Origin of the sequence: Zwartia panacis, assembly GCF_030410395.1 — a bacterium.
Classification (GTDB): Bacteria; Pseudomonadota; Gammaproteobacteria; order Burkholderiales; family Burkholderiaceae_B; genus Zwartia; species Zwartia panacis.
Genome location: NZ_JAUHHF010000001.1, coordinates 208,909 through 232,392, shown reverse-complemented (window position 1 = coordinate 232,392; position 23,484 = coordinate 208,909). Strand labels below are relative to the sequence as shown.

Below are 23,484 nucleotides of genomic sequence, written 5' to 3'. Positions count from 1 at the left end.
CCCGCCGATGAGTGGAGGATAGTTCGTTACACTAGTCTCCTTTTGTCGGCAGGCACGCAACATCATGGCACGTCTTCGTTCGACCACCCCTTCTACCCGCCTGACGCGTGATGCTGCGCGTCTGGTGGCGCTCGCGCTCGCGCTCCACAGTTCCGGCAGCCGCGTCGAGGATCGTTATTGGGAAGCCGAGCTCGCGAACGTGCTGCTCAAGCTCATGCGCAACCATCATGATGGGGCCATCGACGCGGCTCTGGAGCATCTATCCCAGACACACCTGGGTGGCTACGAAGTCTTGATCGAGCAAGCAGAGACTCTCTCTGAATCTTGCGTCATCGAACAAGACGGCAAACGTTTTGATGTCTTGCTATTGGTGGCGCCGCTCGTGGCATGGACGCGATACAGCATTCCCGCCTCCGAGATCCCAACGGCGCCAGCGCAAGCCTTGCGCGAGCATCTTCAAAGACACGTCCTCGCACGCGATACTCAGGTCGCCCTGTTTCCTCATTTGGCGAGCCTCGATCAAATGCCGCGCACTTTTTGCGAGACTTGGGACTGGTTACAAAAACTGGGTCTCGCCGCTCTGGGCGCTTCTTATACTGCGCCCACACTCAACAGCGAACCCGAGGCGTTTAATATGTTGGCCGATACACGGTATCTCGTCGCGGCAATTGCCGTACCCGAGGGTCAGCCGCTCTTTCGCTGGCAAGAAGAACCTGGCGAACTTGGAGTCGGTCGCGAGAGCTGCCTGGAGCGCTGGATTGCAGACACAACGCCAATTTTTGCCAATCTCTTGCCGGGCTGTGGCTTTGAGATTCTGACCCCCGATGCCTATTATGTGAGTAACCGCGATGCAGATCGTCGGGTGCGTCCTTTGTCTGTCAAAGCTGCGGTTTCATGGTTGGGTGCCGCACTCAATATCGAGGCCTCTAAACTGCGCGCCGTCATCGCCGGATGCGGCGAACGACGCATTGACGAGTACCGCATCGGCTTTACACAGAAAAATCAAAACGAAGTGGTTTACGGTTGCCTGTGGCCACTGTATGGCCGCGAAGATGATCAACCACTGCTGGACCATGAGCCCCCACCGATTGAAACGATCGATGAAATCGCCAATCTGCTCAAAGAATGCGGTGTCAGTGATATTCGGCGCTTGCCAGGAATATTGATGCCCGAGTTTTGTGAAGACTGCGGCGCGCCCTACTTTCCCAATCCAAATGGTGAAATGGTGCACGCTGAATTGCCCGAAGACGCTGAAACCGCGCCCGCTCATTTTCACTGACCATGCACGCAGATATCTTTTGCCGAGTCATTGATAACTTTGGCGATATCGGGGTGACCTGGCGGTTGGTGCGTCAATTGCAAAGTGAGTATCAGTGGTCGATTCGTTTGTGGGTCGATGATCTGAGGAGCTTTCAGCGCCTGGAGCCCAGACTGGATTCAGCGCTGGCTCGCCAAACCATTGCGGATGTGGAGATCATTCACTGGACAGATCCAGCACCCGCACTCCTCCCAAGGCCCGTTGTCATCGCAAGCTTTTCCTGCGATCTACCCACCACTTATTTAGCCCAGATGTCCGAGCAAGAAAGCTTGTGGGTGAACCTCGAGTACTTGAGCGCGGAAAAATGGGTGGAAGGCTGCCATGGGCTGCCTTCGCTCCGTTCAGACGGTTTGTCCTCCCACTTTTTTTTTCCGGGCTTTACGCCTCAAACGGGTGGACTGCTTCGTGAAAATGCGTTGCTGGCAAAGCGCGAGGCATGGCTCAAAGACTGCACCCAACAGTACCATTTCATCAAGAGCTTGGGCGTACCCGAAGCCGCCATGCAAGCATGGCGACCGCAGGGAGAAGCGCCCCCCACACCCGGACACACAGGACGACTAATTTCCCTGTTTTGCTACCCAAAGGCTCCTCTTGCGCCCTTACTCGAGGTTTTGAGCCGAGACCATCAGGATTCTGTATTACTCGTTCCTGAAGGCGTCGTGCCAGATTTGACACCTCATATTCGTGGTTCACTTCATGTTGTGCGCATCCCGTTTGTTTCACAAGAGGATTACGACAAAATCCTGTGGTGCGCAGATCTGAATTTCGTACGTGGCGAGGATTCGATCGTGCGCGCCCTCTGGGCTGGCAAACCTTTTGTCTGGCATATTTATCCGCAATCCGAACAGACACACCTCAAAAAACTTGAGGCCTGGCTCGCACGTTGTGACCTGCCTGGATTTGCTCAAAAGCTTCTGCTTGAATGGAATCAAGACTCCCCAGAGCCCGCCTTGAGAGATTCCTTTCGCTTGGCGCTGGGTCCTGCCGAGCTGGAAAAATGGAGCTCGACATGCCAGTTACTTAGCCAAAAACTGGCTCTTCAACCTGATTTGGCGACTTCTTTGGACCATTTTTGCAGAGAAAAGCTTCAGCATTTGAGCGGTTAATTCCAATTTAAAGCGTCAAGCGCCCAGAAAGGCTAAAATAGAGGGCTTTTTAATCAAACAACTCCGGCCAAGTTTGTCCCGGAGACTCTCAGTTACCGGAGTTTTAAAGTATGAAAACCGCACAAGAACTGCGCGTGGGCAACGTAGTGATGGTCGGCAAAGACGCCGTCGTCGTGCAGCGCGCCGAATACAACAAGTCTGGCCGCAACGCCGCTGTCGTCAAGCTCAAGTTCAAAAACCTGTTGACCGGCTCGGGCAGCGAGACGGTGTCAAAAGCTGACGAAAAATACGATGTGGTCGTGCTCGATCGCAAAGAGTGCACCTACTCTTATTTTGCCGATCCCATGTACGTCTTCATGGACGAGGAATACAACCAGCACGAAGTCGAAGCCGACAGCATGGGCGATGCGTTGAACTACCTCGAAGAAGGCATGAAGGTCGAAGTCGTGTTGTATGACGGCCGCGCCATCTCTGTCGAACTGCCCACAATGGTCGTGCGTGAAATCGTCTACACAGAGCCCGCAGTGCGTGGCGACACCTCCGGCAAGGTCATGAAGCCCGCCAAGATCAACACTGGCCACGAGTTGCCAGTACCCTTGTTCTGCGCGATCGGCGACAAGATCGAGATCGACACACGCACAGGCGAATACCGCAGCCGCGTGATGTAAAAATTTTTTTCTTTTGCAGCAAAACTAATCAAAAATTCCCACCTCATGGTGGGAATTTTTTATGAATATGGTCGGTTTGTTTGTAAATAATTTTTTACTGTCGTTGCAGCAAATCATTCTTGCTGAGCCAACTCACAATACGCTGCGTACAAATACTGATATCGATACTGGCCATATTACTCAGCTCTTTTCCATGTAACTCGGGACTAAAGCTAATAGTACGTAATTCACTATTGCAAGGACGCCACCTCAAAGGACTTGCCGAACGTTTAGCTGGAAAAAAACCTACTGTCGGCACATCAAACGCTCCAGCAATATGCAATGGCCCTGTCGACCCGGCCACCATCAACTGAGCAGTCACAATATTTTTGGCAAATGCAGCCAACCCATCAGTTGAACGATAGATAACTCTTTCAATATGATCAGGAATACGCTGATACAAAGACTCAACATCAGCCTCCTCTCCTGGACCAGATGTCAAGACCCACTGAGGCAAATATTGACGTTCTTGCTTTAATTGTTCATGTATTGAAACCAGTAATTGGGCATACTGAGCGACAGTGAGATTATTAGCAGAACCACCGGAGCCACTATGCAAAAAAAACCATGGTCTGGCACGATCTAATCCAAGTTTTTTAGCCAACTGATGACGAAGTTCACTTTTTTCATCTGAACTGATTGACCAGTAAGGTGGTAAAGACTGGGCCGGTTTATGACCTAAATATTCGATTAAAGCTGACGCTAGCTCAAGGTTATATATGAACTCAGGTCTCACTGATTGAGATCGTCTCTGGACGACTGTATGGTTATAAAAAATCTGTGCCCATTTTGTTGCTGGCGAAAAACGGACTGGAATGCGACCTTTAAAGACCTGCCACCCTATCCGCCCTGTCGAAAACAAAGTCAACACCGCATCAAAATTTTGACGGTTCAATTGAGAAAGCGCTTGAGGATCTACCAACACTCGATCTACCCAAGGACAAAGTTCAGCAAGTTGCTGAGTGTAGGCAGGAACCAGCACACTAATTTGACTATTTGGCAGTGAACGTTTGAGAAGCGCTAAGGCTGGCCATGCAAGCATAAAATCTCCCAGCTTGTCATTGCGCACCACCAGTATGCGTAAGGCTTTCATATGTCAGTAGGAGACTTTGAAATTGAAATTATTTTCTCTACATCCTTTCGTTGAGCTCTTCCTTTAACCCATAAGTCTGCATATTTAGCAAAAGTCGAATGCGCCGACAGAAGAGCGAGCAATATACCTGGGCGACCATCCAGAAAACCTGCCTTCAATACATACATCCGCATAAAACAACCAATACCATGAATAAAAGCCACACTGAGGCTGGTTGTTTTACCCTGCTGTTGCCGTCCCTGAGCCCACAACTCGGCATAGTGGGCAGATTTAACCAGGTATTGCCGCATACTGTCGTAGGTATAGTGAAGTAAATCTCCATGCAGCCTTTTGACTGGCAAATTGTTGGGGTTTAATAGCTTTTCATGGACCATATCACTGTTGTAATGGGCAGCCTCTCTTGGATAGAGACGGTCAATCAGATCGGGATACCAACCTGAATGGCGAATAAACCCTCCGAAGCACCAACTCAAGCGTGACATTCTGCCAATGGCAGGCTCTCCTTGAATATGCGCCAGAATGGAAGCTTTCAACTCTGGCGTCACTCGTTCGTCGGCGTCGATCATCAATACCCAGTCACAAGTGGCCAAAGCTTGAGCACGCTGACGCTGTATCCCAAAACCTTTCCAATCCTCAACTTGTTCAATGTGCGCGTTGAATGACTCCGCAATACGGCAAGTAGCATCTGTACTACACGAGTCAAGCACAATCAATTCATCAACCCACTGCAAGGTGCTCAAACATTGAGCGAGATGTGCCTCTTCGTTTTTAACGATGATGACTGCAGACACCGTACTCATGAATGATTAAGATCCTATGCTGTGAATGATGCTGCTCAGTAGCGATTCGCGTTTTTCTTTGTTTTCAGTGTGCCGCATTTTGAGAGTAGTAGTTTCATAACAATAAGACTAAGAAATCCAGACATTCTAGACGAGTAAGTGATCAGATTCTCAGGAGATATCTACCTTGAGTATTTTTAACACGTGGCGCGTTCGAGTTCGCTAAGCCAACGAAGCGCGTACACCCTGTCCGACCCGCACATCTCGTCTGACGGCTGAAGGCCGCCGCAAAACGCAGGCCGCTCTGGCTGACCGAAAATCGCGCAACGAAAATCTTGCTGAAGGTGAATGCAAGGAACACCCGCAGGTTTGCCATGTGGCATACCGGGTATTGGACTGTTGATGGAAGGTGCGATGCAGCAGGCACCACAATGCCTGTCACTGCAATTGATCGGCATCGAGAAAGTCTGGTAAGGCCACGACGGCGATGCCGTCTTCGATCAGTGCCTCACGCTCCTCGGGGGTAGCGGTGCCGCGGATCGGACGCTCCTCTGACTCGCCTTCGTGAATCCGGCGAGCTTCTTGGGCGAAACTGGCACCAACGTTCTCGGTATTGCGAACCAGCTCACGCATCTGCTGCATGATGGCGGCCTGAATTTGGGCGAGCTGAAGGGCTTCGGGCGAAGCTGCCAGCACTGTCTCCCGGGAAGCGGTTGCAGAGCCGGTTGCCGAGGAACTTCCGGAGGCACTTGCGCCGTCCAATGCCCTCGTTTCCGAATCAAAATGACCCACATTGAGCCTTGGCGCCGACAAGCGTTTTTCAATTTTGGCGCTCTGACACATCGGACATGTCAACATACCTCGACTTTGCTGCGAGTCATAATCTTCATGCGAGCCGAACCAGCCCTCAAAAAGATGGCCATGCTCGCACTGCAAATCGAAAACTTTTAGTCCCATACACCTGATCTGAGGGCAAATTTGAAAAATACAAGTCCTACAAAGTATAACGGACTCACCCAAATCACCTAGGGATCACCCTAAACGAGGCACGGAAGCGAGCAACTCGCGCGTCACCTCGCTCTTGGGTGCCTGAAGCACCTGCGTGGCGTCTCCCAGCTCTACGATTTTGCCTGCATCCATCACGGCCACGCGATCAGCCAGATACTCGACCACACCGAAATTATGGGTGATAAACAAATAGGCCATGCCTGTCTCTCTCTGCAAATCAGTCAGCAAATCAAGGATTTGCGCTTGAACCGAGACATCAAGTGCCGAGGTCGGCTCATCCAGAATCAAAACCTCGGGCTCAACAGCCAAGGCGCGTGCAATCGCGATTCGCTGGCGTTGGCCGCCAGAAAACTCGTGCGGATAACGGTCCTCGGCATCCGCAGGCAGACCCACACGCGCCAACAGTGCTGAAATTCGCTTAGTTTGTTGTGCCGACGTCCACTCGGGCCGCAGAGCCGCGATGCCTTCATGCAAAATCTCTCGCACGCGCATGCGAGGATCAAGCGAGGCAAAGGGATCCTGAAAGACAATTTGAATCCGACGGCGCAATGCTTTCATCTCTTGGCGAGATGCTGACAACAAATCTTGATCACCCAACCTCGCCGCACCAACAATCAGCGCGGAAGAATCCAGTAATCTCAGCAAAGCTTTCGCGACCGTTGTCTTACCACAGCCTGAAGCGCCGACTAGAGCCAGGGTTTCGCCGCGACACAAAGAGAAACTGACGTCTCGCACCGCTTGATTGATTCCCACTTGCCTGCGCAACAAGCCCTTGCGAACTGGATAACCAATCTGCAGCCGCTCGACAAGAAGTGCAGGTGCTTGTGACGCACCAGAGGAACTTGTGACGGAGGGCGTCAATGTTTCAGCAAAAGTGACTGAGTCCAGACTCAGCGCACTCAAAGGTTGACCACGTTTGGCAAATGTCGGAATCGCAGCAAACAACTCCCGCGCATAGGGATGCTTGGGGGCACTGAAAAACTGCTGCGCAGGTGCAGTTTCAACGATCTCACCAAAGCGCATCAATGCGACCGTATCCGCCACATCACGCACGACTGCCAAATCATGTGTGATCAATAAGACCGCCATTCCGAGTTCTTGCTGAATGTCTCGAATCAGATTCAATACTTGCGCCTGCACGGTGACATCCAACGCCGTCGTGGGCTCATCCGCAATCAACAATTCAGGCTCGGCCGCCAACGCAATCGCAATCATAATCCGCTGTTTTTGACCGCCGGAAAACTGAAAAGGATAATCGTCGATCCGCTGCTCAGGCTCGGGAATCCCCACACGCTGTAACCACTGAATCGCCCGCATCCTGGCGGCGTTTCCACGCAAAGCCGTATGGGTCACGATGGCCTCGCATAGTTGGTCTCCCACACGGAGCACAGGGTTGAGACTCGTTCCGGGCTCCTGGAAAATCATGCCTGCCCGACCACCGCGGACCGCCCGCATTGAGGACTCGGACAAGCTGTTGATGTCCACACCCTCGACTGCAACTTGACCGCGTGTGACCCGCAAGGCTTCCGGCAATAGTCTCATCATCGCGAGCGCCGTCATGCTCTTGCCCGAGCCTGACTCACCGACCAGGGCAAAAGTCTCGCCACGATGCACAGCAAGAGCCAGCCCCTGCACCGCATGTCGCCAGGCCTCACCCGTATCGATCACCACATCGAGTGAATGCACATCAAGGACCGGCACATCAGAACGCCTCTTCGCATCATTCGTCAACGCGGGTGCCTCAGGACTTGAGGACTGATTTGAGGACTGATGAGTGGCCAGAAACTTAAAGCGCTTTGGGCGGAACATCCTCGATCGTGGGTCAAACGCATCACGCACTGCATCGGCAAACAAATTCGCCGCCAGGACCAAGGCCAGCATGAACACAAAGGCAGCAAGCAGATTCCACCAGATCATCGGATCGCGCGACATCTCGAAACGCGATTTTTCGATCATGGAGCCAAAAGAGTTCATGCTCGGATCGACACCGATCCCGAGGTAGGACAGCACAGCCTCGTACAAGACGAGACCAGAAAACTCCAACACCACTGTGATCAGCACGATATGCATGACATTGGGCAGCAAATGGCGCGCCATGATGCGCCAATTGGAAATACCGAACGCACGCGCAGCCTGCACATATTCGAGCTCACGCAGCTTCAACGCTTCGGCGCGCAGTAACCGGCACAATCCTGCCCACCCCGTTAATCCCAAAATCATGCATAGCAAGAAAAGTCGCAAATCTGCACGCTGAGCCGCAGTGGGAAACAAACCAGGATGGGTATCAATGTAGACCTGCATCATCAGCACACAGGCTGCAATCAGCAAAACACCCGGAATCGAAGTCAGCGTGGTGTAAACATACTGAATCACATCGTCGATCCAGCCTTTGAAATACCCCGCTGATATTCCCAATATCAGGGCGGGAGGCAGCATGGCGACGGTGGTCAGGCTACCAATGACCCAGGCTGTGCGAATGCTTTTCAAGGCTTGCCACAACACGTCATTGCCCGTGCGATCTGTCCCCAGCACGTGATACCCCGTGGCCAGCCCCAAGACCACGCCAAGCGTGACGCAAAGCACAAATACTGTGATCAGCACAGCGCGCCAGGGAAGCTCTGTCTGACCACGCCAGATCTGTCTGGCGACTTCAAGGCGAGTCCCCTCGCCCACACACAAGACTGTCAAACACATCAACACTGCAGCCACGAGCAAACCCGCCAGGCCTCCCAGACCCGCGCGTTGCGCGACATCGCCACCCCACTCCAAATCCGGATCAGTTAAATGCCGCCCCCCAAAGCGCAACCGCGGAAAATCTCGCGTCGGCGCGCCGCCATCCTGCAAGATGGTTTCTTTGGTGAATTGCAGCCAATCTAAAGGAGCGGAATACGTTTTTTCAGGGCGTACAAAAGCCGTATCCTCAAGCAACGCATCCAGGACTGATACGACTTTCGGTGCGTAAACCGGCGCGGCATTGACAGGTCCGCCCGGAACGGGTGGCAAGCGCGGCTGAAAATGCATCGAGTCCAGCAAGCCAATCACAACGAACACGGAGAGCACAACCGCCGAGCACATGGCGGGAGCGCTGCGAGCCACCCTCGACCATGTCGCACGCAAATTGCGTGAGCGCGAGACATGCCAGGCGTAGATCAACGTCGCAGCGAACAGTGCGAAGATCGCGATATCGGTCCAAAGGAAAACAATTTTAGGCATGGCGGTTACTCGAAACGCACGCGCGGATCGGCGAGCGTGTAAGAAATGTCCGCCAGAATCAAGCCGACGATATAAAGACTTGCCCCCAGAAAAACCATCGCCCGCACGACCGAAAAATCCTGCGCGCCAATCGCATCAATCGTATAACTCCCCAATCCCGGAATCCCAAAGAAAGACTCCGCGATCAAGCTACCCATAAACAGCAAGGGCAAGGTAGAAACCGTACCTGTCAAAATCGGCAACATCGCATTACGCAACACATGTTTGAACAATACGACGCGTTCACTCAGCCCGCGCGCCCGCGCGGAACGGACATAGTCTTTGCCAATTTCTTCAAGAAACAAACTGCGATAAAAACGGGCCTCAGGGCCTAGACGCGCGATGATCGCCACCAGCACCGGAAGTGTTAAAAACTTGACCGCATCCCAGCCCCAGGCAAATCCCGAATAAGGGACCAGACGCAACATTTTTGAAAACAACCATTGTCCTGCGATGATATAAAACAAACCCGAAATCGATAGCATCAGCACGCACAACACCACACCCCAAAAATCGAGACGCGTTGTTCGGAAAAAAACCAAAGACAAAGAGAATGCGACACTCACCAACAAACCAAGAATAAAGGTCGGTATCGCCAGCGCAAGGCTTGGCCACATTCGCACTCCGATTTCACGACCAATGTCACGCCCTTCGTCCGATGCGCCGAAATCAAACTTCAACAATGGCACCGAGCGTTGATAAAAAATCGTGTCGGTATATTTGCCCAGGCCCGTCGCTTCTGTATTGACGAACAGTGGCTTGTCGTACCCACGATCAGCCTTCCATTTTTCAATCGCATCGGTGCTGACACGTTGCCCGCCAATGGCGAGTCGCGCCATATCATCAGGCGTATTGACTGCAAAAAATAAAATAAAAGTGAACAAGTTCACGCCGACTAAAATCAATGCGCCGTACAGTAAACGGCGAGCAATATAAGCCATCATTTGCGCATCTCCAGCGGCTGATGTTCGCGGGCATCCTCGCCAAATGCATTGAGACGCTCTTGTTTGCGCAGCACACGCCACGCAGGCCAAACGATGGCAGCGAGCACAGCGAGCAACACACCCAGCGGCCACCAGATCGGCGGATTCCACTCGGCGATTTTTTTAGCACGCAGCTCCGGGTCGATCTTCATGTATTGCAATGTATTACGCACCATCTGGGTGGGCTTGGCATTACCGACCCACTGCTGATATGCTCCCCCGGACTTGGGAAATGCCCCAAACATCCATGGCGCATCCTCTTGCAAGATGCGCGTCATCTGGGCGATCACCTCTGCCTTTTCCTGACCATCGGGTAAGTCACGCATTCTTTCAAAGAGTGCGTCGTAGGCTGGATTGGCATAATTCGAAGCGTTTTCTCCACCCTTGCCTGCTTTGGCATTGGGTCCATACAGTAAGAACAAGAAATTTTCCGCATCAGGATAGTCCGCCACCCACCCCCACATGTACATTTGGGCGACACCTCGCGCCATTTTTTCCTGAAACCGGTTGTAGTCGGTCGAGCGCACATCCAGTTGCACGCCAATATTGGCAAACTGACGACGCATCCAGTCAAGCGTCGGGCTTGAGCCACCCGCGCCGCTTGCCGAATCGAAATGCAGCACCAGTGGCTCACCCGTTTTCTCATGTCGGCCGTTTGGATAACCTGCTTCGGCTAGCAAGCGGCGGGCTTCATCGAGGGATTTACGTTGCGGTTTTCCGTCCTTGATGTCGTACACCACACGATTAATGCCCGCCTCACCGCTTTCATAACCAAGAATGCCGGGGGGTATCGGCCCGTAGGCGACCTGCGCCTGATCGTTTTGAAAAATCGCGACGAACTCTTCCCAGTTAAACGCGATACTCAAGGCCTGACGCAGCTTACGATTGCGAATCTGTTGTTCTGGTGTGTCTCCCTGACCGACAACCGGGTCACGCCAGTTAAAACCGAAATACTGCATCTGAGCTTCGACCGTAGTCGGCAATTGAATCCCGTGCTTGGCGTACAAGGCGGCTTTCTCTGTGGAGTCACTGGCAGCCACGAGCATCGCGACACCTGTATCGCCGCGATCCACTTGAGGGATGTCGTAGTAACCCTGCATGAACTTACCCTGCAAGGGAATACTTTCTTTTTCAATATTGAAAACAATGCGATCAATGAAGGGGGTCATTTTCCCGCAGTCTTCTAACAAACCAGCCTCGCGATCGCCGGGCTCTCCTTCGCAGGGATAGGGCTCGCCACGAAAATTAGGGTTGCGTGAGAGCACATGACGCCTGTTTTGCAAAGACTCAGTCAACATGTAGGGACCCGTCCCGACTGGCCAGTGATTCAGCGAGAGGTTACGCTGCGCCATACCCGCCTGACTGTAAAACCGGTCAGCTTCCCAGGGAATGGGCGCGACAAACGTCATGGCAAGCCAATACTTGAACTGAGGATACAAACCTTTGACACGGATCCGCAGCGTGTATTCGTCAAGCGCTTCGATGCCGGAAAAACCAATGCTGCGTAGGTCCAGCCAAGGCAAATCGCGGGTGCCCGGCGGAACATCTTTGCGCAAGTCATTGTCGATTTCCCGCAAGCGCTTGCCATAGGCTTCCATCCCGACGATGTGTTGCGCCAAGGTTGAAAAAATCGGAGAGGCCACACGCGGACTGGCGAGTCTGCGTAGCGCATACACATAATCATAGGCCGTCAACTCACGCGTGCCCATGTACTCGAAATCGGGAATGGAGAACTTGTTTTCAAACTCCTGTGCATCGATCGGCCAGTATTGAAATCGGCCGTCCTCCTTCCGTGCAAAAGCAGGATGAGGCTGGAACAGGATGCCAGGTCGCAGCTTGATGTCGTAGACGCTTTCAACAATCTCTGTCGCAGGTGAGTCTGCATCCAGCGTGTTTCCCTGCCAATCTAAAAAAACAGGTTCAGCGACATGCGTGGCGGTGCGTGCAATGAGCTCATAAGGACGTTTGAGATAATGATAGCCATACAGGGGCTCATATATGTTGTACGTATAGGGAGTCTCGTCGGTCGAATATGAGCGCGCCGGATCGAGATACTTCGGTGAGCGTTGCGTAAAGGCCGTATACAGAACATTTTGCTTCTCCGCACCCGCCACATACGGACTATTGATCGGAGACTCACCAAAGATTTGGCCTGGAGATAACGCTTGGTCACAGCCAGCCAACAGGACGATTGCGCAAACCGCAATTGTCCTAGATAACGCGCCTGTCAGGCTTAAGAGCATTTTTTATTTTTCCAGCACTGCACTCGCCAATCCCAGGGTGCAACCGCACCTGGTTCTGCCCATAACCCCAGCTTTTTCTGCTGCGCATTTTTTTGCAGCTCGATCAATGAGGAATCACGCAAGTATTTACCTTTAGCTTGCTGATTGGCCCAGGCCATTCCTTGCTCGACTTGCAACCGATTGGCGGTTGTACCGTCAATCGGGATGTCACAGATGTGTCGATCAAAGCGATCTTTTTCGAAACAAAGCACCGTCAGCGTTTTACCCGCGACATAATGAGCGAGGTTTTTTCTGGAAGCCTCTCCATAAGGTTGACCTGGCTGATCGCTGCCATGCGCAGTTTCCGGGGCATCGATACTTGCCAAACGAATGCGCTCTTGTTTGTTGTCGATCAACAAGTTGATCGTGTCGCCATCAGAGACACGAACAACTTTCCCGGTCAACTTGTAGGTTTTATCTGCAGCGTGCGCATCAGGAATCAGTTGCACAGACAGGTCTTGAGAACCCCACAGAGCCAACAAGGCCAGTGCCGCAGCGAGAATCCCGAAAAGAGTCTTTTGTATCCGTTGATTGTTTTTCATTTAACTGTTTGATTTATATATAAAAATAGATCAAATATCCCTTAAATGCCCGTTGAGATGTCAAACATCGCGAGAAAATCTCATCATTTTTGAGCATCCATCTTGCACTAAGTTCAAACTGACCGCCAACATGATTTAATGCTTCATTGCCGCATTGGCGGCATTCGACATCAGACCACATCTGGGTAAAGTTTAACCATGCAGATCGTATTTCTTGACAGCGACACCATTCCAACCCCCCTTCCCGTGCCCGATTGGGTTTCCAAGTGGGTCAATCTCCCAGCCACACCACAGGATCCCGAGGCAGTGGTCAAGGCGCTCGCCGAAGCAGACATTTGCATCACCAATAAAATCAAGCTCACTCCGACTATCCTTGCGCAGTTGCCTCGCCTGAAGTTCGTCTGTGTCGCTGCGACCGGGTACGACTGTGTGGATCTGCAAGCCTGCCGCGAGCATGGTGTGGTGGTCTCGAACGTACCGGGTTACTCCAGGCAAAGCGTGGGCGAGGGCGTGATTGGCTTTATTTTTTCTTTGCGACGCGCGCTCCCTTATTACCAGACAATCGCGCGTCAAGCCTGGCCAGAGTCACCCCATTTTTGCGTGCACGGGGCCCCCGTGCTCAATGTGCGGGGTGCCACGCTGGGAATCTTTGGACGGGGAGCCATCGGCAACGAAGTCGCGACGCTCGCGCAGGCCCTGGGTATGAATGTCATCTTTGGCGAACATCGCCACCGACCCGAGGTTCGCCCAGGCTATGTCCGCTTTGAAACACTTTTAGCTCAAAGTGACATCATTACACTGCACTGTCCGCTCACCGAAGCCACGCGCGGCATGATTGGCCAGGCGGAGATCGCTCAAATGAAGCGTGGAGCCATGCTGATCAACACTGCGCGCGGACCTCTGATCAATGAACAGGCGGTCGCCGATGGTCTGCTTAGTGGCCAGTTAGGCGGTGTGGCATTAGATGTGCTGGCTGTCGAGCCCCCTCCCGCCGAAAATCCTCTTTTGCAGATGCACTTGCCAAATCTGATTATTACGCCTCACATCACCTGGGCCAACGAGCATGGCATGCGCAGCCTGATGGATGGTATCTCGAACAATCTCAACGCTTTTGCGCAAGGCAAACCCGTTAACGTGGTGAGCTGAGACATCCTTGGGTCCACAGACGCACTCACAATCCCTTCGCTCGGCCTATATCAAACTCGTGCTTTGTGCCTTTTTTTGGGGCGCCACTTTTATTGCAGGTCGAATCGCCGTACAGGCCATGCCGCCACTGACTGTCGCGACAGGTCGTTTCGTGATCGCATCGGTGTTACTGCTGTTGATTGCCTACCGCGTCGAGGGTGGTCTACCCAAGCTCAGCCACAAACAGCTTTGGGTGACCCTGCTTCTGGGCCTGACCGGGATCTCCATCTACAACTTCTTTTTATTTGGCGCACTGGAGCGTATGCCTGCGGGAAAAACCGCCCTGCTCGTGGCGTTAAGTCCGATTATGACAGCGGTCACCGTTGCGCTGATTCTCAAAGAAAAACTTGGATTCTATCGCTGGGGCGGAATCGCACTCGCCCTCATCGGTACCCTGACCATCGTCACCCAAGGCGACATTCTCAATGCCACCCAAAGTTTGATTCAGACTTTCAGCTGGGGGGAGCTTTTGATGTTCGGGGCGATTGTCAGCTGGGTGAGCTATACCGTGATTAGTCGCTTTGCACTCAGAGGATTATCTCCAATTGCGGCAACAACCTACGCCACGCTTTGGGGCACGTTGGTGCTGGGTCTTGCAGCACTGACCGAACTAGACAGGCTGAGTGCTGAAATGCTGACCTGGAATAATTTTTTCGCCATTTTCTATTTAGGTGCGTTTGGCTCAGCCATCGCCTTCATCTGGTACAACGAAGGCGTCAAAATGATCGGTCCGGCCAGGACTGTCGTTTTCACCAACCTTGTCCCCGTTTTTGGCTTATTGTTAAGCTATCTGATCCTCGACGAGCCCGTCTATATTTCGATGGTGATTGGCGGGGCGATTGTCATTGCTGGTGTCACTCTCACTAATCAGGCAAATAAATGAGCACTTTAACTACATCGCATGCCGCGCAACGCCCCCTCTACGTGGGATGCGCGACCGGTTTTTCTGGAGATCGCACGGATGGCGCAGGCCCTGTGGTCGATACTCTGATCGCTCTGGGCGGCGGCGTGCTGAATTTTGAAACACTTGCCGAGCGTACCTTAGCTCTCGCGCAAATCGAAAAACGCAAAGATCCGAAAATGGGCTACGAGCCCCTTCTCGCAGATCTGGTGGGTCCCGTACTCAAACGCTGTCTCGATCACAATATTCAGATCGTCAGTAATTTTGGTGCAGCCAATCCCCAAGCCGCTGCCCAGAGGATTTTCGCCATTGCACGCGAACAAAATCTCCGTACTCCTCGCATCGCAGTCGTGTACGGGGACGACCTGACCGAGCCCGAGCAATTGAAATTTTTACTCAAAAAACTCGGTACGAATATCGATCCAGCCCGTGTTGTCAGTGCCAATGCCTACATCGGCGCCTTTGAGATTGCGCAAGCGCTCATGGAAGGCGCAGACATTGTTGTGACCGGTCGTGTGTCGGATCCATCCCTCACGCTGGGTCCCGCCATTGCGCACTTTGGCTGGGCGATGGATGACTGGCACAAAATGGGCTGTGGCACGATGGCCGGACATATGCTTGAGTGCGGCACGCAAGTTTCAGGTGGTTACTACAGCGTACCTGGTCAAAAGTCCGTCCCTGGCATGGACCGAATCGGTTTTCCGATCGCTGAAATTCGTGCAGACGGTACTTTTTCTGTTTTCAAGGCAAACAATACCGGTGGACTCGTGGATGACCGTACAGGCCGTGAGCAGATTTTGTACGAAGTGCATGACCCAGCCCGCTACTTGACACCGGATGTCACCGCAGACATTACTGAGGCGACCATCACACAAGAAGGTCCGGATCGTATCCGTGTCGAAGGCATCCAAGGGCATCCTCGCCCAGCTGAGCTCAAAGTCAACGTTTGCTATGACAATGGCTATCTCGCCGAAGCTGAGATTTCCTATGCGGGCTTTCGCGCCAGAGAGCGTGCCGCGCTGGCTGGTGAAACAGTCCGCAAACGCATCGGACACTTATTACCATTGCGCGTGGATCTGATCGGTGCCCTCAGTATTTTTGGCGATGACGCCGGAGAACTAATGGGCAAAGGCTTACCCGAAGCGCGTGACGTCCGCTTGCGTGTGGCCGGCGTACACATTGATAAATCAATCGCTGAAAAAATTCTGCGTGAGGTGACCTCACTGTATTGCTGTGGCCCTGCCGGAGGGGGGGGCGTGAGAACTTCACTCAGACCCCGACTGGACACATTGTCCTGCACCATCCCACGTGAATCCGTCCCTTGTGGCTATCGCTTTGTCGAGGAGCAGCGCGCATGACCTCAACACCTCATCAAACAGTTCAACTGCCCTTGTACCAACTCGCACACGGACGCGCGGGAGATAAAGGCAATACCTCTAATATCAGTGTCATCGCTTGGGACCCTGCTTGTTTCGATTTACTGGTTGCCCAGGCAACGGAGGAAAAAGTCGCTGAGTGGTTTGGCTACCGACATCCGACCAAAGTGACGCGCTACGTCTTGCCCAAACTGCACGCGATGAATTTCGTTCTTGAGGGGATTTTGGACGGTGGCGTCAATGACGCACTCAATCTTGATACGCATGGAAAAGGCTTGTCATTCTGGATGATGGATATGCCGATTGTCGTCCCACAAGCGCTTGCAGAAAAGCTTACAGTCAAAGAGTACTCTCAGCCTGCCTGACGCGTGCTGGCTTAATATATCAATCACTGTCGTTTTTATTGCTTCGGAGTCTTTGTCATGAAAACTAGACGCATTGCACTCATTGCAGGTCTCTCTGCTCTGGCCTGCATGACTGCACCAATCGCTTTTGCGCAGCAGGCCTACCCGAATAAACCCATCAAGCTTGTTGTCCCTTTTCCAGCAGGAGGTGCGACTGACCTCGTATCTCGAGTCGTGGCGCAACAACTCGGCGCGGAGCTTGGCCAAAGTGTTGTGGTTGAAAACCGCGCGGGTGCCGCAGGCGTCATTGGTTCTGAAATGGTCGCCCGCGCAGCGCCTGATGGATACACCATTCTGATTGCCACCTCGAGCACACACACGATCGGCCCTTTGCTCAACCCAAAGATGCCTTATTCGCCCACCAAAGACTTTACGCCCATCATGTTCCTGGCTTCCTCGCCACAGGTGGTGGTGGTGCCACTGAGCTCACCCGCTCAGACCATGCCGGAACTGATTGATTACATCAAGAAAAATCCTGGCAAGCTCAATTTTGGGTCGGCAGGCACGGGTGGCATCCCCCACCTGTCGGCTGAACGCTTTCTGGCCATGACTAATACCAAAATGACTCACGTGCCATACAAAGGCACGGCATTGGCCATGCCGGACTTGATGGCTGGCCGTTTGGATATGATGTTTGACTCGATCTCTGTTTCGTTACCTCATATCCGGGATGGTAAAGTCCGCGCATTGGCAGTGACCTCGGGCAAGCCCTTCTCAGTCGCGCCTGACATTCCACCACTGACCAACTTTGTGCCCGGTTACGAGTCCTTGACCTGGTTTGGCGTATTCGGTCCCGCAGGCATGAGTGAGCCGGTCCTCAACAAGCTCAATCAAGCGTTGAATCAGTCGTTAAAAGATCCAAAAGTGCTTGCGCAACTTGCCAAGCTTGGCTTTGACCCTGGCGGTGGCAGTTCGGCCGATTTTGCCAAGAAGATGGTAGAGGAAAGTGCTGTTTGGAACAAAGTCATCACAGATGGCAATATCACCATTGAAAAGTGATACAACACCCACGAAAAATCACGTTCACCCAAAAAAGCTTTTGCTGAGCAAATGGACCGCTGTGCGGCCAACACACAAAGAAAAGCATTTTTGGGTGGTCAACGTCATCGAACCTGAGCAACCGGGTGACCCCGTTGTTGAAATTGAGCTTCAGGCTGCCATGACAGGCAGAGTCATACGCTTGGCATGGCGCGCATTGAAAGATCAACAACATTGGCTTCGGGGGTGGGTATAGTTTTTTGATTTAAACCCGAGCGCTCTTGAGAGCCAAGCGAATCGATAAACTCGCCAGATACAGCACAATCAATGTTCCGGCTAAATCACCAACAAACATCGGGAACACACCGGACCATGCATCATGCGTGAGTCCAGTCATATAAAAATAAAGATTGTGTGGAAACACATTGAAGACGGCACCTGCGACAGCGAATACCATGAGTTGTGAGCGCTGCAGACCACCCAGATCGCTGGGCAACTGCAACCATCGGGTGCAAAGATAAACGGCAACTAAAGGCCCAAGAGCTGAAAGCGCCGCCAGAACCACAATGTTGAGTGGCTCGAACTGCAGCAGGCTCAAGTTTGTGATGATTGCCCCCAAAAACAGCCCGAGCGCACCCGCCCAGCCACCGACCATCACCGCCAACATTCGAATGGCGGCAGGCAAAAAGATCCAGCTAATGAAGCCAGTCAGGTGGATACTCGAGAAAAGCCAAGTATTGAATTGGTACAAAGCGACCCAAGCAACAGCTACCCCGACCACAAACAAAATCATCGCCCCAGTACTGAGGCGATGATTAGTTTTTGTCCGATCAGCAGCGCCTGGTGGCGTGGAAAACATAAATCAACCTGGTTGATGGGCCTTGTCGATCGCCTGTCCGAGCGTCACAAAGTACTGTTCTGCAAGTGGAGTAGGCACAACATATTTCACGCGGCTATCGACCTTGTCTGTGTCAAGCTCGATCATGCCTTTTTTACGCAGTGTCTTCAAGCGCCGGTGAGCAGTTGTCGCAGAGATTTCTGTTGAGAGACCCATTGCCTCGAGCACGCTGACTTTTTTACCATTGTGCCAATTGACACCTAGCATGGCGAGCAAGCGCTCTTCGACCGGATCCATTGCAGGAAACGTGGGGATCTGCTTAATCGCATGAACGAGGTTCAGGAAGCGCAGATATGTAAGAGAGTGTTTCGATTCAGTAGCCATGTGTGAATGATAGCGCCAATTTTTAACTTAAAGCAACTCCAACTATTCCAATTAGCGTATAACGTAGGTCATAGTTTTATTGATGCGTCGCAGCAATTGGCCTCAAAAATGGACAGGGGCTTACAGAATTAATCTGTAAGCCCCTGATTTTTATGGCGCGCCCGGCAGGATTCGAACCCACGACCCCTTGGTTCGTAGCCAAGTACTCTATCCAACTGAGCTACGGGCGCTACAAAGACTAAAATTATATCAGCTTTTTAAAACGGGTGTAGGATTGAATTTGCTTTCGAGTTCTGCTCAGCTTTTCAACCAACTTCAGGTTTCGGCATGTTCAAGCAACCACCTCCTTATCCCGGGCCCTCGCAAGATTCGAGTCGGAGTCTTCTGGAGACGATCTGGGAGGCGGCCCGAGGCGCCCATTCTCAGACGGAGAGCGTGTCCTTCACAGGCAAAGGACATTTACCCTCTTTTTTTGCAGTCACTGAACTCGCCGCCGCATCAATGGGGGCTGCAGGCTTGGCTGTTGGCTCGCTTGTTCACGCCCTGGAGACTGCCAATGGTCGAGGCGCGCCTCAAAATATGACGGTACAAGTCGATCGGCGCTTGGCTTCATTCTGGTTTGCCACAACGCTCAGACCCGAGAGTTGGAAGCCTCCCAAACTGGATGAGCTCCCCGCGGCGGACTATCTGGCGCAAGATGGCTGGTTGCGGCTGCATACCAATGCTTCACATCATCGTGCTGCGGCACTCCGGACGCTTGGGTGTTCCGCAAACCCTGAAGCGATGGCTCGAGCGGTATCGGGATGGAAACGCGACGAACTCGTGGCAAGCGTGATTGCCGAAGGCGGATGTGCGGCAACCATGCTCTCTGTCAATGAATGGCTGCATCATCCACAGGGCCAAGCCGTTGAACAGGAACCCCTGATCGATTGGGTCGACGGTGAACAAGGACATCCCGGTGGCTGGAAGTATGATCCTGGCCAGCCTCTTGCGGGAATCAAAATTCTCGACATGACGCGTGTATTAGCGGGCCCGGCGGCGACCCGCATGTTGGCCGGACTCGGTGCGCAAGTTTTGCGACTCGATGCGCCGATGTGGAATGAGTCAAACGCCCCCGAAATGACCCTTGGCAAACGTTGCGCAGCGCTCGATCTTCGCCTGGCCGAACAGCGTGCGCACTGGATCAAACTATTGAGCGAAGCGGACGTTTTGGTCCATGGCTATCGCAGCGATGCCCTGGTCAAGATGGGACTCAACGCAGAGACGCGTCAGCGGATCCGACCAGGTCTGGTTGATGTTTCACTCGATGCGTATGGTTTTACTGGACCTTGGTCCAACCGACGGGGTTTCGACAGTCTGGTACAAATGAGTATCGGGATCGCTCAACTGGGACAAGAGCTTTCGCAGAGCGCTCGCCCAGAACCACTCCCCGTTCAGGCGCTGGATCATGCGACAGGCTACTTGCTTGCCACGGCAGTTCTCAAAGGCCTTGAAAAGCGCGTCCAAACCGGTATTGGCTCGATTGCCCGCGCATCGCTGGCTCGAACCGGCGCCTTACTGTTGACGACTGTGGACCCTTTAGGTCTTGAACGCCCTGCCCTCGCCCCAGAAACACCCAAAGACTGGAGTGACACTGTTGAACTCACAGTGTGGGGACCGGCTAGACGTGTGAAATGGCCTGTCACCGTATCTGGCATCAACATGCAATGGAGTTTAGGAGCGGGTCCGCTCAAGCGCGATCAGGCTAACTGGCACTCATCCATACTTTCAACCCTTTGAGCCCGGAGACCAGTGTTTTTCCAAGAGAAAAAATCCGCCTTGCATCAGCAACGCCAAGCCTGCGGCGGGAATGGCGCCTGCAAGAAGCAACTGGGTATTATTCAGAGCCAAGCCCTGAACGATTCTCTCTCCATAACCACCTGCCCCGATAAAGGCCGCGATCGTCGCCGTTCCCACACAAAGAACGGCTGAAATTTTTATACCTGAAATTATCAGACTACGGGCCAAGGGTAACTCGATCAACCACAACCGTTGACTGTCAGAAATACCCAAGGCTGTCGCAGCTTGACGCATCGATGAGGGAATCTCCTTGAGCCCCGCATGCGTGTTCTGCACGATCGGTAACAACGCATACAGAAACAGCGCCACAATCGCCGGCACGATGCCAATTGTGCCAAGCAGCGTGATGAGAAATGCCAAGATAGCAAGCGAAGGAATGGTTTGTATCACGCTTGTGATTGCGAGCACCAGCTGGCCCAGGCGAGGTGCATAAAAACACAATACTCCCAGAGGAATCCCAATCAGCGTGGCAAGCGCGAGTGAACTCAAAACAAGGAATAAATGCTGTCCAGACAAACGCCAGAAATCAGGACCGAATAAAAACTTCATAAAACTCACAGCCTGGGTATCGACTGATGTCACGCCTTTTTTTTTGGTTTCCAGAAATTGCCTGGCAACATTCGGAAAACTTTGTTTATCGATTTCAGCCCGCGTATTCAGTGCGAGCATGGTACTTTGAGAAATAGATTGCTCAAGGTTCTGAAGCGCTTGCCAGGCCCGCGGAAACCTCTCGGGAACATCGGCTCGAAACAGTAGCACTGCCTCATAGCTTGGAAAAAACTGTCGATCATCATCCAGCGCAGTTAGTGCATAGCGTGAAAGCTTTGAATCAGTGCCATAGGCATCGACCAGATCAATTTTTTTTGCTGCGATCGCCTCATAGGCTAGCCCATGATCCAGACCACGAGGCTTGAGCGCGCCCAAATCATACGCCTGCGTCAGTCCCCGCCATCCATCCGCTCGTCCGATAAATTCATGGGATAAGCCCAAGACAAGTGAGGGATGCCGCCTCAGATCTGAAATCGTTTTGATATCCAGTTGGCGCGCGAGATCACTACGCATCGCCAGCACATAGGAATTGTTAAAGCCGAGCGGAATGGCTGCGCGCAAACCCATTGGCGCCAGTTTGTCATTGATCTGATCCAGCGTCAGTGCTCGATCAGTCTTGAGAATTTCACGTGTAATGGTACCGGTGTACTCAGGGTACACATCGATCTCGCCGCTTCTGAGCGCCGCGAGCAGAATACTGGTGTTACCCATGCCAGATTTCAACTCAACATCGACGTCACCCGCCTCGCGGACCGTTTGGGCAACAATTTCACCGAGGATAAAAGACTCAGTGAATCGCTTGGAACCGACGACAAAGGGCGCGGACAAGGCGCTCTGCATGAACATCACACAGAGCGCGACAAGTGCTCCGCTGAGCAGGGAGCGCCCTGTCATACTCAGACCACCACGAGACGCGCAGCTTGCTTTTCGGTAATCTGGCCAATCACGCTGGCATGCCCGAAGTCATGCTTTTTAAAGATCGCCAGCACATCCTGCACCGCTTCAGGTGCACAACACACCAGCAAGCCGCCACTGGTTTGAGGGTCGGTCAGCAGGGTTTTACATTCTGCACCCAAGTTGACCGCGAGACTGACGTCTTGACCATAGCCATCCCAATTGCGACCTGAGGCTCCAGTTACCATTCCAGCCTTGATCAAATCAGTCACACCCGGCAACAAAGGCACATCGGCCCATTTAATCTGGGCAGTCAAGTCGGCACCACGGGCAATTTCAAGGGCGTGTCCGGCCAGACCAAAACCCGTCACATCGGTTAAGGCATGCACGCCTTCGAGCTCGGCGAGCTCAGGACCGGGCGTATTCAGTTTGGTCGTATTGTGGATCATTGAAGCGTATCCGGCCTCATCAAGCGCCTCCTTTTTTAAAGCCGCTGACAAGATACCCACACCAACAGGCTTGCCCAAAATCATCACATCGCCCTTGCGCGCGCCATCGTTACGCTTGACACGGTCGGGATGCACGAGGCCCAGCACAACGAGTCCATAAATCGCCTCGACTGAGTCGATTGTGTGACCACCCGCAATCGGTATTCCAGCCGCGCGACAAACCGAAGCGCCACCTTCGAGAACTTTACCGATCGTCTCGGTTGAGAGCACATTGATCGGCATGCCAACCAACGCCAATGCCAAAATCGGACGCCCCCCCATCGCATAGACATCGCTGATGGCATTCGTTGCGGCAATGCGGCCGAACTCATGCGGATCATCTACGATCGGCATAAAAAAATCCGTTGTTGCGATCAAAGCCTGTTCATCGTTTAAACGATAAACCGCAGCGTCGTCAGCGGTCGCGATACCCACCATCAACTCTTTGGGAATCGGCATCTGAAGGGTGCCCTTCAAAATCTCGGACAAGACGGCCGGAGCAATTTTGCATCCACAACCGCCACCGTGCGACAGTGAAGTTAGGCGGGGCTCGAGTGATTTCATGAGATTCCTTGGGG

Annotated in this window: 22 protein-coding genes and 1 tRNA gene; 10 read left to right on the top strand and 13 right to left on the bottom strand. The window is 52.9% G+C overall.

Translation table 11 applies throughout. The features are described from left to right. The first annotated feature begins 64 nt into the window (after positions 1-64). The 3 genes from QWY30_RS01100 (at position 65) to efp (ending at position 3,092) form a co-directional block, all read left to right on the top strand. The gene (locus tag QWY30_RS01100; RefSeq protein WP_290237451.1) at positions 65-1,279 is read left to right on the top strand and encodes a DUF2863 family protein; all 1,215 of its coding nucleotides are present in this window, start codon (positions 65-67) and stop codon (positions 1,277-1,279) included. Positions 1,280-1,281: 2 nt separating this feature from the next. Beyond that, complete coding sequence (gene earP / locus QWY30_RS01095) at positions 1,282-2,424, top strand: elongation factor P maturation arginine rhamnosyltransferase EarP (RefSeq protein WP_290237450.1); 1,143 nt, start codon at positions 1,282-1,284, stop codon at positions 2,422-2,424. Positions 2,425-2,534: 110 nt separating this feature from the next. Then, positions 2,535-3,092 (top strand): elongation factor P, encoded by a 558-nt coding sequence (gene efp, locus QWY30_RS01090; protein WP_290194890.1) that lies wholly within the window; start codon positions 2,535-2,537, stop codon positions 3,090-3,092. A gap of 94 nt (positions 3,093-3,186) precedes the next feature. Here the strand turns inward: efp and QWY30_RS01085 are convergent, their stop codons facing one another. From QWY30_RS01085 to QWY30_RS01050, 8 genes are all read right to left on the bottom strand, one after another. After that, on the bottom strand, positions 3,187-4,224 hold the full coding sequence (locus QWY30_RS01085) for a glycosyltransferase family 9 protein (RefSeq protein WP_290237447.1): 1,038 nt from the start codon (positions 4,222-4,224) through the stop codon (positions 3,187-3,189). Then, positions 4,221-5,024 carry a glycosyltransferase family 2 protein gene (locus QWY30_RS01080; RefSeq protein WP_290237445.1) on the bottom strand — a complete coding sequence of 268 codons (804 nt, stop codon included), beginning with the start codon at positions 5,022-5,024 and terminating at the stop codon, positions 4,221-4,223. Before QWY30_RS01080 ends, QWY30_RS01085 begins: the two co-directional genes overlap by 4 nt. Before the next feature lie 176 nt (positions 5,025-5,200). Continuing rightward, positions 5,201-5,461: a YkgJ family cysteine cluster protein gene (locus QWY30_RS01075; RefSeq protein ID WP_290237443.1), complete on the bottom strand. Its 261-nt coding sequence runs from the start codon at positions 5,459-5,461 to the stop codon at positions 5,201-5,203. Next, positions 5,442-5,960: a DUF1178 family protein gene (locus QWY30_RS01070; RefSeq protein ID WP_290237440.1), complete on the bottom strand. Its 519-nt coding sequence runs from the start codon at positions 5,958-5,960 to the stop codon at positions 5,442-5,444. Before QWY30_RS01070 ends, QWY30_RS01075 begins: the two co-directional genes overlap by 20 nt. A 75-nt stretch (positions 5,961-6,035) precedes the next feature. Continuing rightward, a complete protein-coding gene (locus QWY30_RS01065) occupies positions 6,036-9,224 on the bottom strand; it encodes a dipeptide ABC transporter ATP-binding protein (RefSeq protein WP_290237438.1) in 3,189 nt (1,062 codons plus the stop codon). 5 nt (positions 9,225-9,229) lie between these two features. Beyond that, entirely contained in the window at positions 9,230-10,207 is a 978-nt protein-coding gene (locus tag QWY30_RS01060) for an ABC transporter permease (protein WP_290237436.1), read from the bottom strand. Further along, positions 10,204-12,477, bottom strand: a complete 2,274-nt coding sequence (locus tag QWY30_RS01055; protein ID WP_290237935.1) for an ABC transporter substrate-binding protein — start codon at positions 12,475-12,477, stop codon at positions 10,204-10,206. The genes QWY30_RS01060 and QWY30_RS01055 overlap by 4 nt, the downstream gene beginning before the upstream one ends. A gap of 2 nt (positions 12,478-12,479) precedes the next feature. After that, a complete protein-coding gene (locus tag QWY30_RS01050; protein WP_290237434.1) occupies positions 12,480-13,070 on the bottom strand; it encodes a thermonuclease family protein in 591 nt (196 codons plus the stop codon). A 198-nt stretch (positions 13,071-13,268) separates the two neighbouring features. Between QWY30_RS01050 and QWY30_RS01045 the strand changes: the two genes are divergently transcribed. Genes QWY30_RS01045 through QWY30_RS01020 form a run of 6 tightly spaced genes read left to right on the top strand, consistent with a single transcriptional unit; the run spans position 13,269 to position 18,170 of the window. After that, positions 13,269-14,216, top strand: coding sequence for a D-2-hydroxyacid dehydrogenase (locus tag QWY30_RS01045; protein WP_290237432.1), 948 nt, complete (start codon positions 13,269-13,271; stop codon positions 14,214-14,216). Between the two features lie 7 nt (positions 14,217-14,223). After that, on the top strand, positions 14,224-15,138 hold the full coding sequence (locus QWY30_RS01040; protein ID WP_290237430.1) for a DMT family transporter: 915 nt from the start codon (positions 14,224-14,226) through the stop codon (positions 15,136-15,138). After that, positions 15,135-16,514 (top strand): acyclic terpene utilization AtuA family protein, encoded by a 1,380-nt coding sequence (locus tag QWY30_RS01035; RefSeq protein ID WP_290237428.1) that lies wholly within the window; start codon positions 15,135-15,137, stop codon positions 16,512-16,514. Before QWY30_RS01040 ends, QWY30_RS01035 begins: the two co-directional genes overlap by 4 nt. Continuing rightward, a complete protein-coding gene (locus QWY30_RS01030) occupies positions 16,511-16,897 on the top strand; it encodes an AtuA-related protein (protein WP_290237426.1) in 387 nt (128 codons plus the stop codon). Before QWY30_RS01035 ends, QWY30_RS01030 begins: the two co-directional genes overlap by 4 nt. 57 nt (positions 16,898-16,954) lie before the next feature. After that, positions 16,955-17,935, top strand: coding sequence for a Bug family tripartite tricarboxylate transporter substrate binding protein (locus tag QWY30_RS01025; RefSeq protein WP_290237424.1), 981 nt, complete (start codon positions 16,955-16,957; stop codon positions 17,933-17,935). Further along, complete coding sequence (locus QWY30_RS01020) at positions 17,910-18,170, top strand: TIGR02450 family Trp-rich protein (protein WP_290237423.1); 261 nt, start codon at positions 17,910-17,912, stop codon at positions 18,168-18,170. Before QWY30_RS01025 ends, QWY30_RS01020 begins: the two co-directional genes overlap by 26 nt. 9 nt (positions 18,171-18,179) lie before the next feature. Here the strand turns inward: QWY30_RS01020 and QWY30_RS01015 are convergent, their stop codons facing one another. The 3 genes from QWY30_RS01015 to QWY30_RS01005 all read right to left on the bottom strand — a co-directional run bounded on the left by QWY30_RS01015 (position 18,180) and on the right by QWY30_RS01005 (position 19,366). Further along, positions 18,180-18,773: a hypothetical protein gene (locus QWY30_RS01015; RefSeq protein WP_290237421.1), complete on the bottom strand. Its 594-nt coding sequence runs from the start codon at positions 18,771-18,773 to the stop codon at positions 18,180-18,182. 3 nt (positions 18,774-18,776) lie between these two features. Continuing rightward, positions 18,777-19,136: a winged helix DNA-binding protein gene (locus QWY30_RS01010; protein WP_290237419.1), complete on the bottom strand. Its 360-nt coding sequence runs from the start codon at positions 19,134-19,136 to the stop codon at positions 18,777-18,779. A 153-nt stretch (positions 19,137-19,289) separates the two neighbouring features. Then, positions 19,290-19,366: transfer RNA gene (locus tag QWY30_RS01005), tRNA-Arg, on the bottom strand. Positions 19,367-19,463: 97 nt separating this feature from the next. Between QWY30_RS01005 and QWY30_RS01000 the strand changes: the two genes are divergently transcribed. Beyond that, positions 19,464-20,915, top strand: a complete 1,452-nt coding sequence (locus QWY30_RS01000; RefSeq protein WP_290237417.1) for a CoA transferase — start codon at positions 19,464-19,466, stop codon at positions 20,913-20,915. Here QWY30_RS01000 and QWY30_RS00995 read toward each other — a convergent pair. Continuing rightward, complete coding sequence (locus QWY30_RS00995) at positions 20,904-22,418, bottom strand: glycine betaine ABC transporter substrate-binding protein (RefSeq protein ID WP_290237415.1); 1,515 nt, start codon at positions 22,416-22,418, stop codon at positions 20,904-20,906. The two genes, QWY30_RS01000 and QWY30_RS00995, sit on opposite strands and share 12 nt — an antisense overlap. Before the next feature lie 2 nt (positions 22,419-22,420). Further along, complete coding sequence (selD, locus tag QWY30_RS00990; RefSeq protein ID WP_290237413.1) at positions 22,421-23,470, bottom strand: selenide, water dikinase SelD; 1,050 nt, start codon at positions 23,468-23,470, stop codon at positions 22,421-22,423. Positions 23,471-23,484 lie beyond the last annotated feature (14 nt).

What these genes read in the sequence shown, in the direction of transcription:
- QWY30_RS01100 (WP_290237451.1), top strand. Translation starts at nt 65, where the DNA reads ATGGCACGTCTTCGTTCGACCACCCCTTCTACCCGCCTGACGCGTGAT.
- earP (WP_290237450.1), top strand. Translation starts at nt 1,282, where the DNA reads ATGCACGCAGATATCTTTTGCCGAGTCATTGATAACTTTGGCGATATC.
- efp (WP_290194890.1), top strand. Translation starts at nt 2,535, where the DNA reads ATGAAAACCGCACAAGAACTGCGCGTGGGCAACGTAGTGATGGTCGGC.
- QWY30_RS01085 (WP_290237447.1), bottom strand. Translation starts at nt 4,224, where the DNA reads ATGAAAGCCTTACGCATACTGGTGGTGCGCAATGACAAGCTGGGAGAT.
- QWY30_RS01080 (WP_290237445.1), bottom strand. Translation starts at nt 5,024, where the DNA reads ATGAGTACGGTGTCTGCAGTCATCATCGTTAAAAACGAAGAGGCACAT.
- QWY30_RS01075 (WP_290237443.1), bottom strand. Translation starts at nt 5,461, where the DNA reads ATGCCGATCAATTGCAGTGACAGGCATTGTGGTGCCTGCTGCATCGCA.
- QWY30_RS01070 (WP_290237440.1), bottom strand. Translation starts at nt 5,960, where the DNA reads ATGGGACTAAAAGTTTTCGATTTGCAGTGCGAGCATGGCCATCTTTTT.
- QWY30_RS01065 (WP_290237438.1), bottom strand. Translation starts at nt 9,224, where the DNA reads ATGCCTAAAATTGTTTTCCTTTGGACCGATATCGCGATCTTCGCACTG.
- QWY30_RS01060 (WP_290237436.1), bottom strand. Translation starts at nt 10,207, where the DNA reads ATGATGGCTTATATTGCTCGCCGTTTACTGTACGGCGCATTGATTTTA.
- QWY30_RS01050 (WP_290237434.1), bottom strand. Translation starts at nt 13,070, where the DNA reads ATGAAAAACAATCAACGGATACAAAAGACTCTTTTCGGGATTCTCGCT.
- QWY30_RS01045 (WP_290237432.1), top strand. Translation starts at nt 13,269, where the DNA reads ATGCAGATCGTATTTCTTGACAGCGACACCATTCCAACCCCCCTTCCC.
- QWY30_RS01035 (WP_290237428.1), top strand. Translation starts at nt 15,135, where the DNA reads ATGAGCACTTTAACTACATCGCATGCCGCGCAACGCCCCCTCTACGTG.
- QWY30_RS01030 (WP_290237426.1), top strand. Translation starts at nt 16,511, where the DNA reads ATGACCTCAACACCTCATCAAACAGTTCAACTGCCCTTGTACCAACTC.
- QWY30_RS01025 (WP_290237424.1), top strand. Translation starts at nt 16,955, where the DNA reads ATGAAAACTAGACGCATTGCACTCATTGCAGGTCTCTCTGCTCTGGCC.
- QWY30_RS01020 (WP_290237423.1), top strand. Translation starts at nt 17,910, where the DNA reads ATGGCAATATCACCATTGAAAAGTGATACAACACCCACGAAAAATCAC.
- QWY30_RS01015 (WP_290237421.1), bottom strand. Translation starts at nt 18,773, where the DNA reads ATGTTTTCCACGCCACCAGGCGCTGCTGATCGGACAAAAACTAATCAT.
- QWY30_RS01010 (WP_290237419.1), bottom strand. Translation starts at nt 19,136, where the DNA reads ATGGCTACTGAATCGAAACACTCTCTTACATATCTGCGCTTCCTGAAC.
- QWY30_RS01000 (WP_290237417.1), top strand. Translation starts at nt 19,464, where the DNA reads ATGTTCAAGCAACCACCTCCTTATCCCGGGCCCTCGCAAGATTCGAGT.
- QWY30_RS00995 (WP_290237415.1), bottom strand. Translation starts at nt 22,418, where the DNA reads ATGACAGGGCGCTCCCTGCTCAGCGGAGCACTTGTCGCGCTCTGTGTG.
- selD (WP_290237413.1), bottom strand. Translation starts at nt 23,470, where the DNA reads ATGAAATCACTCGAGCCCCGCCTAACTTCACTGTCGCACGGTGGCGGT.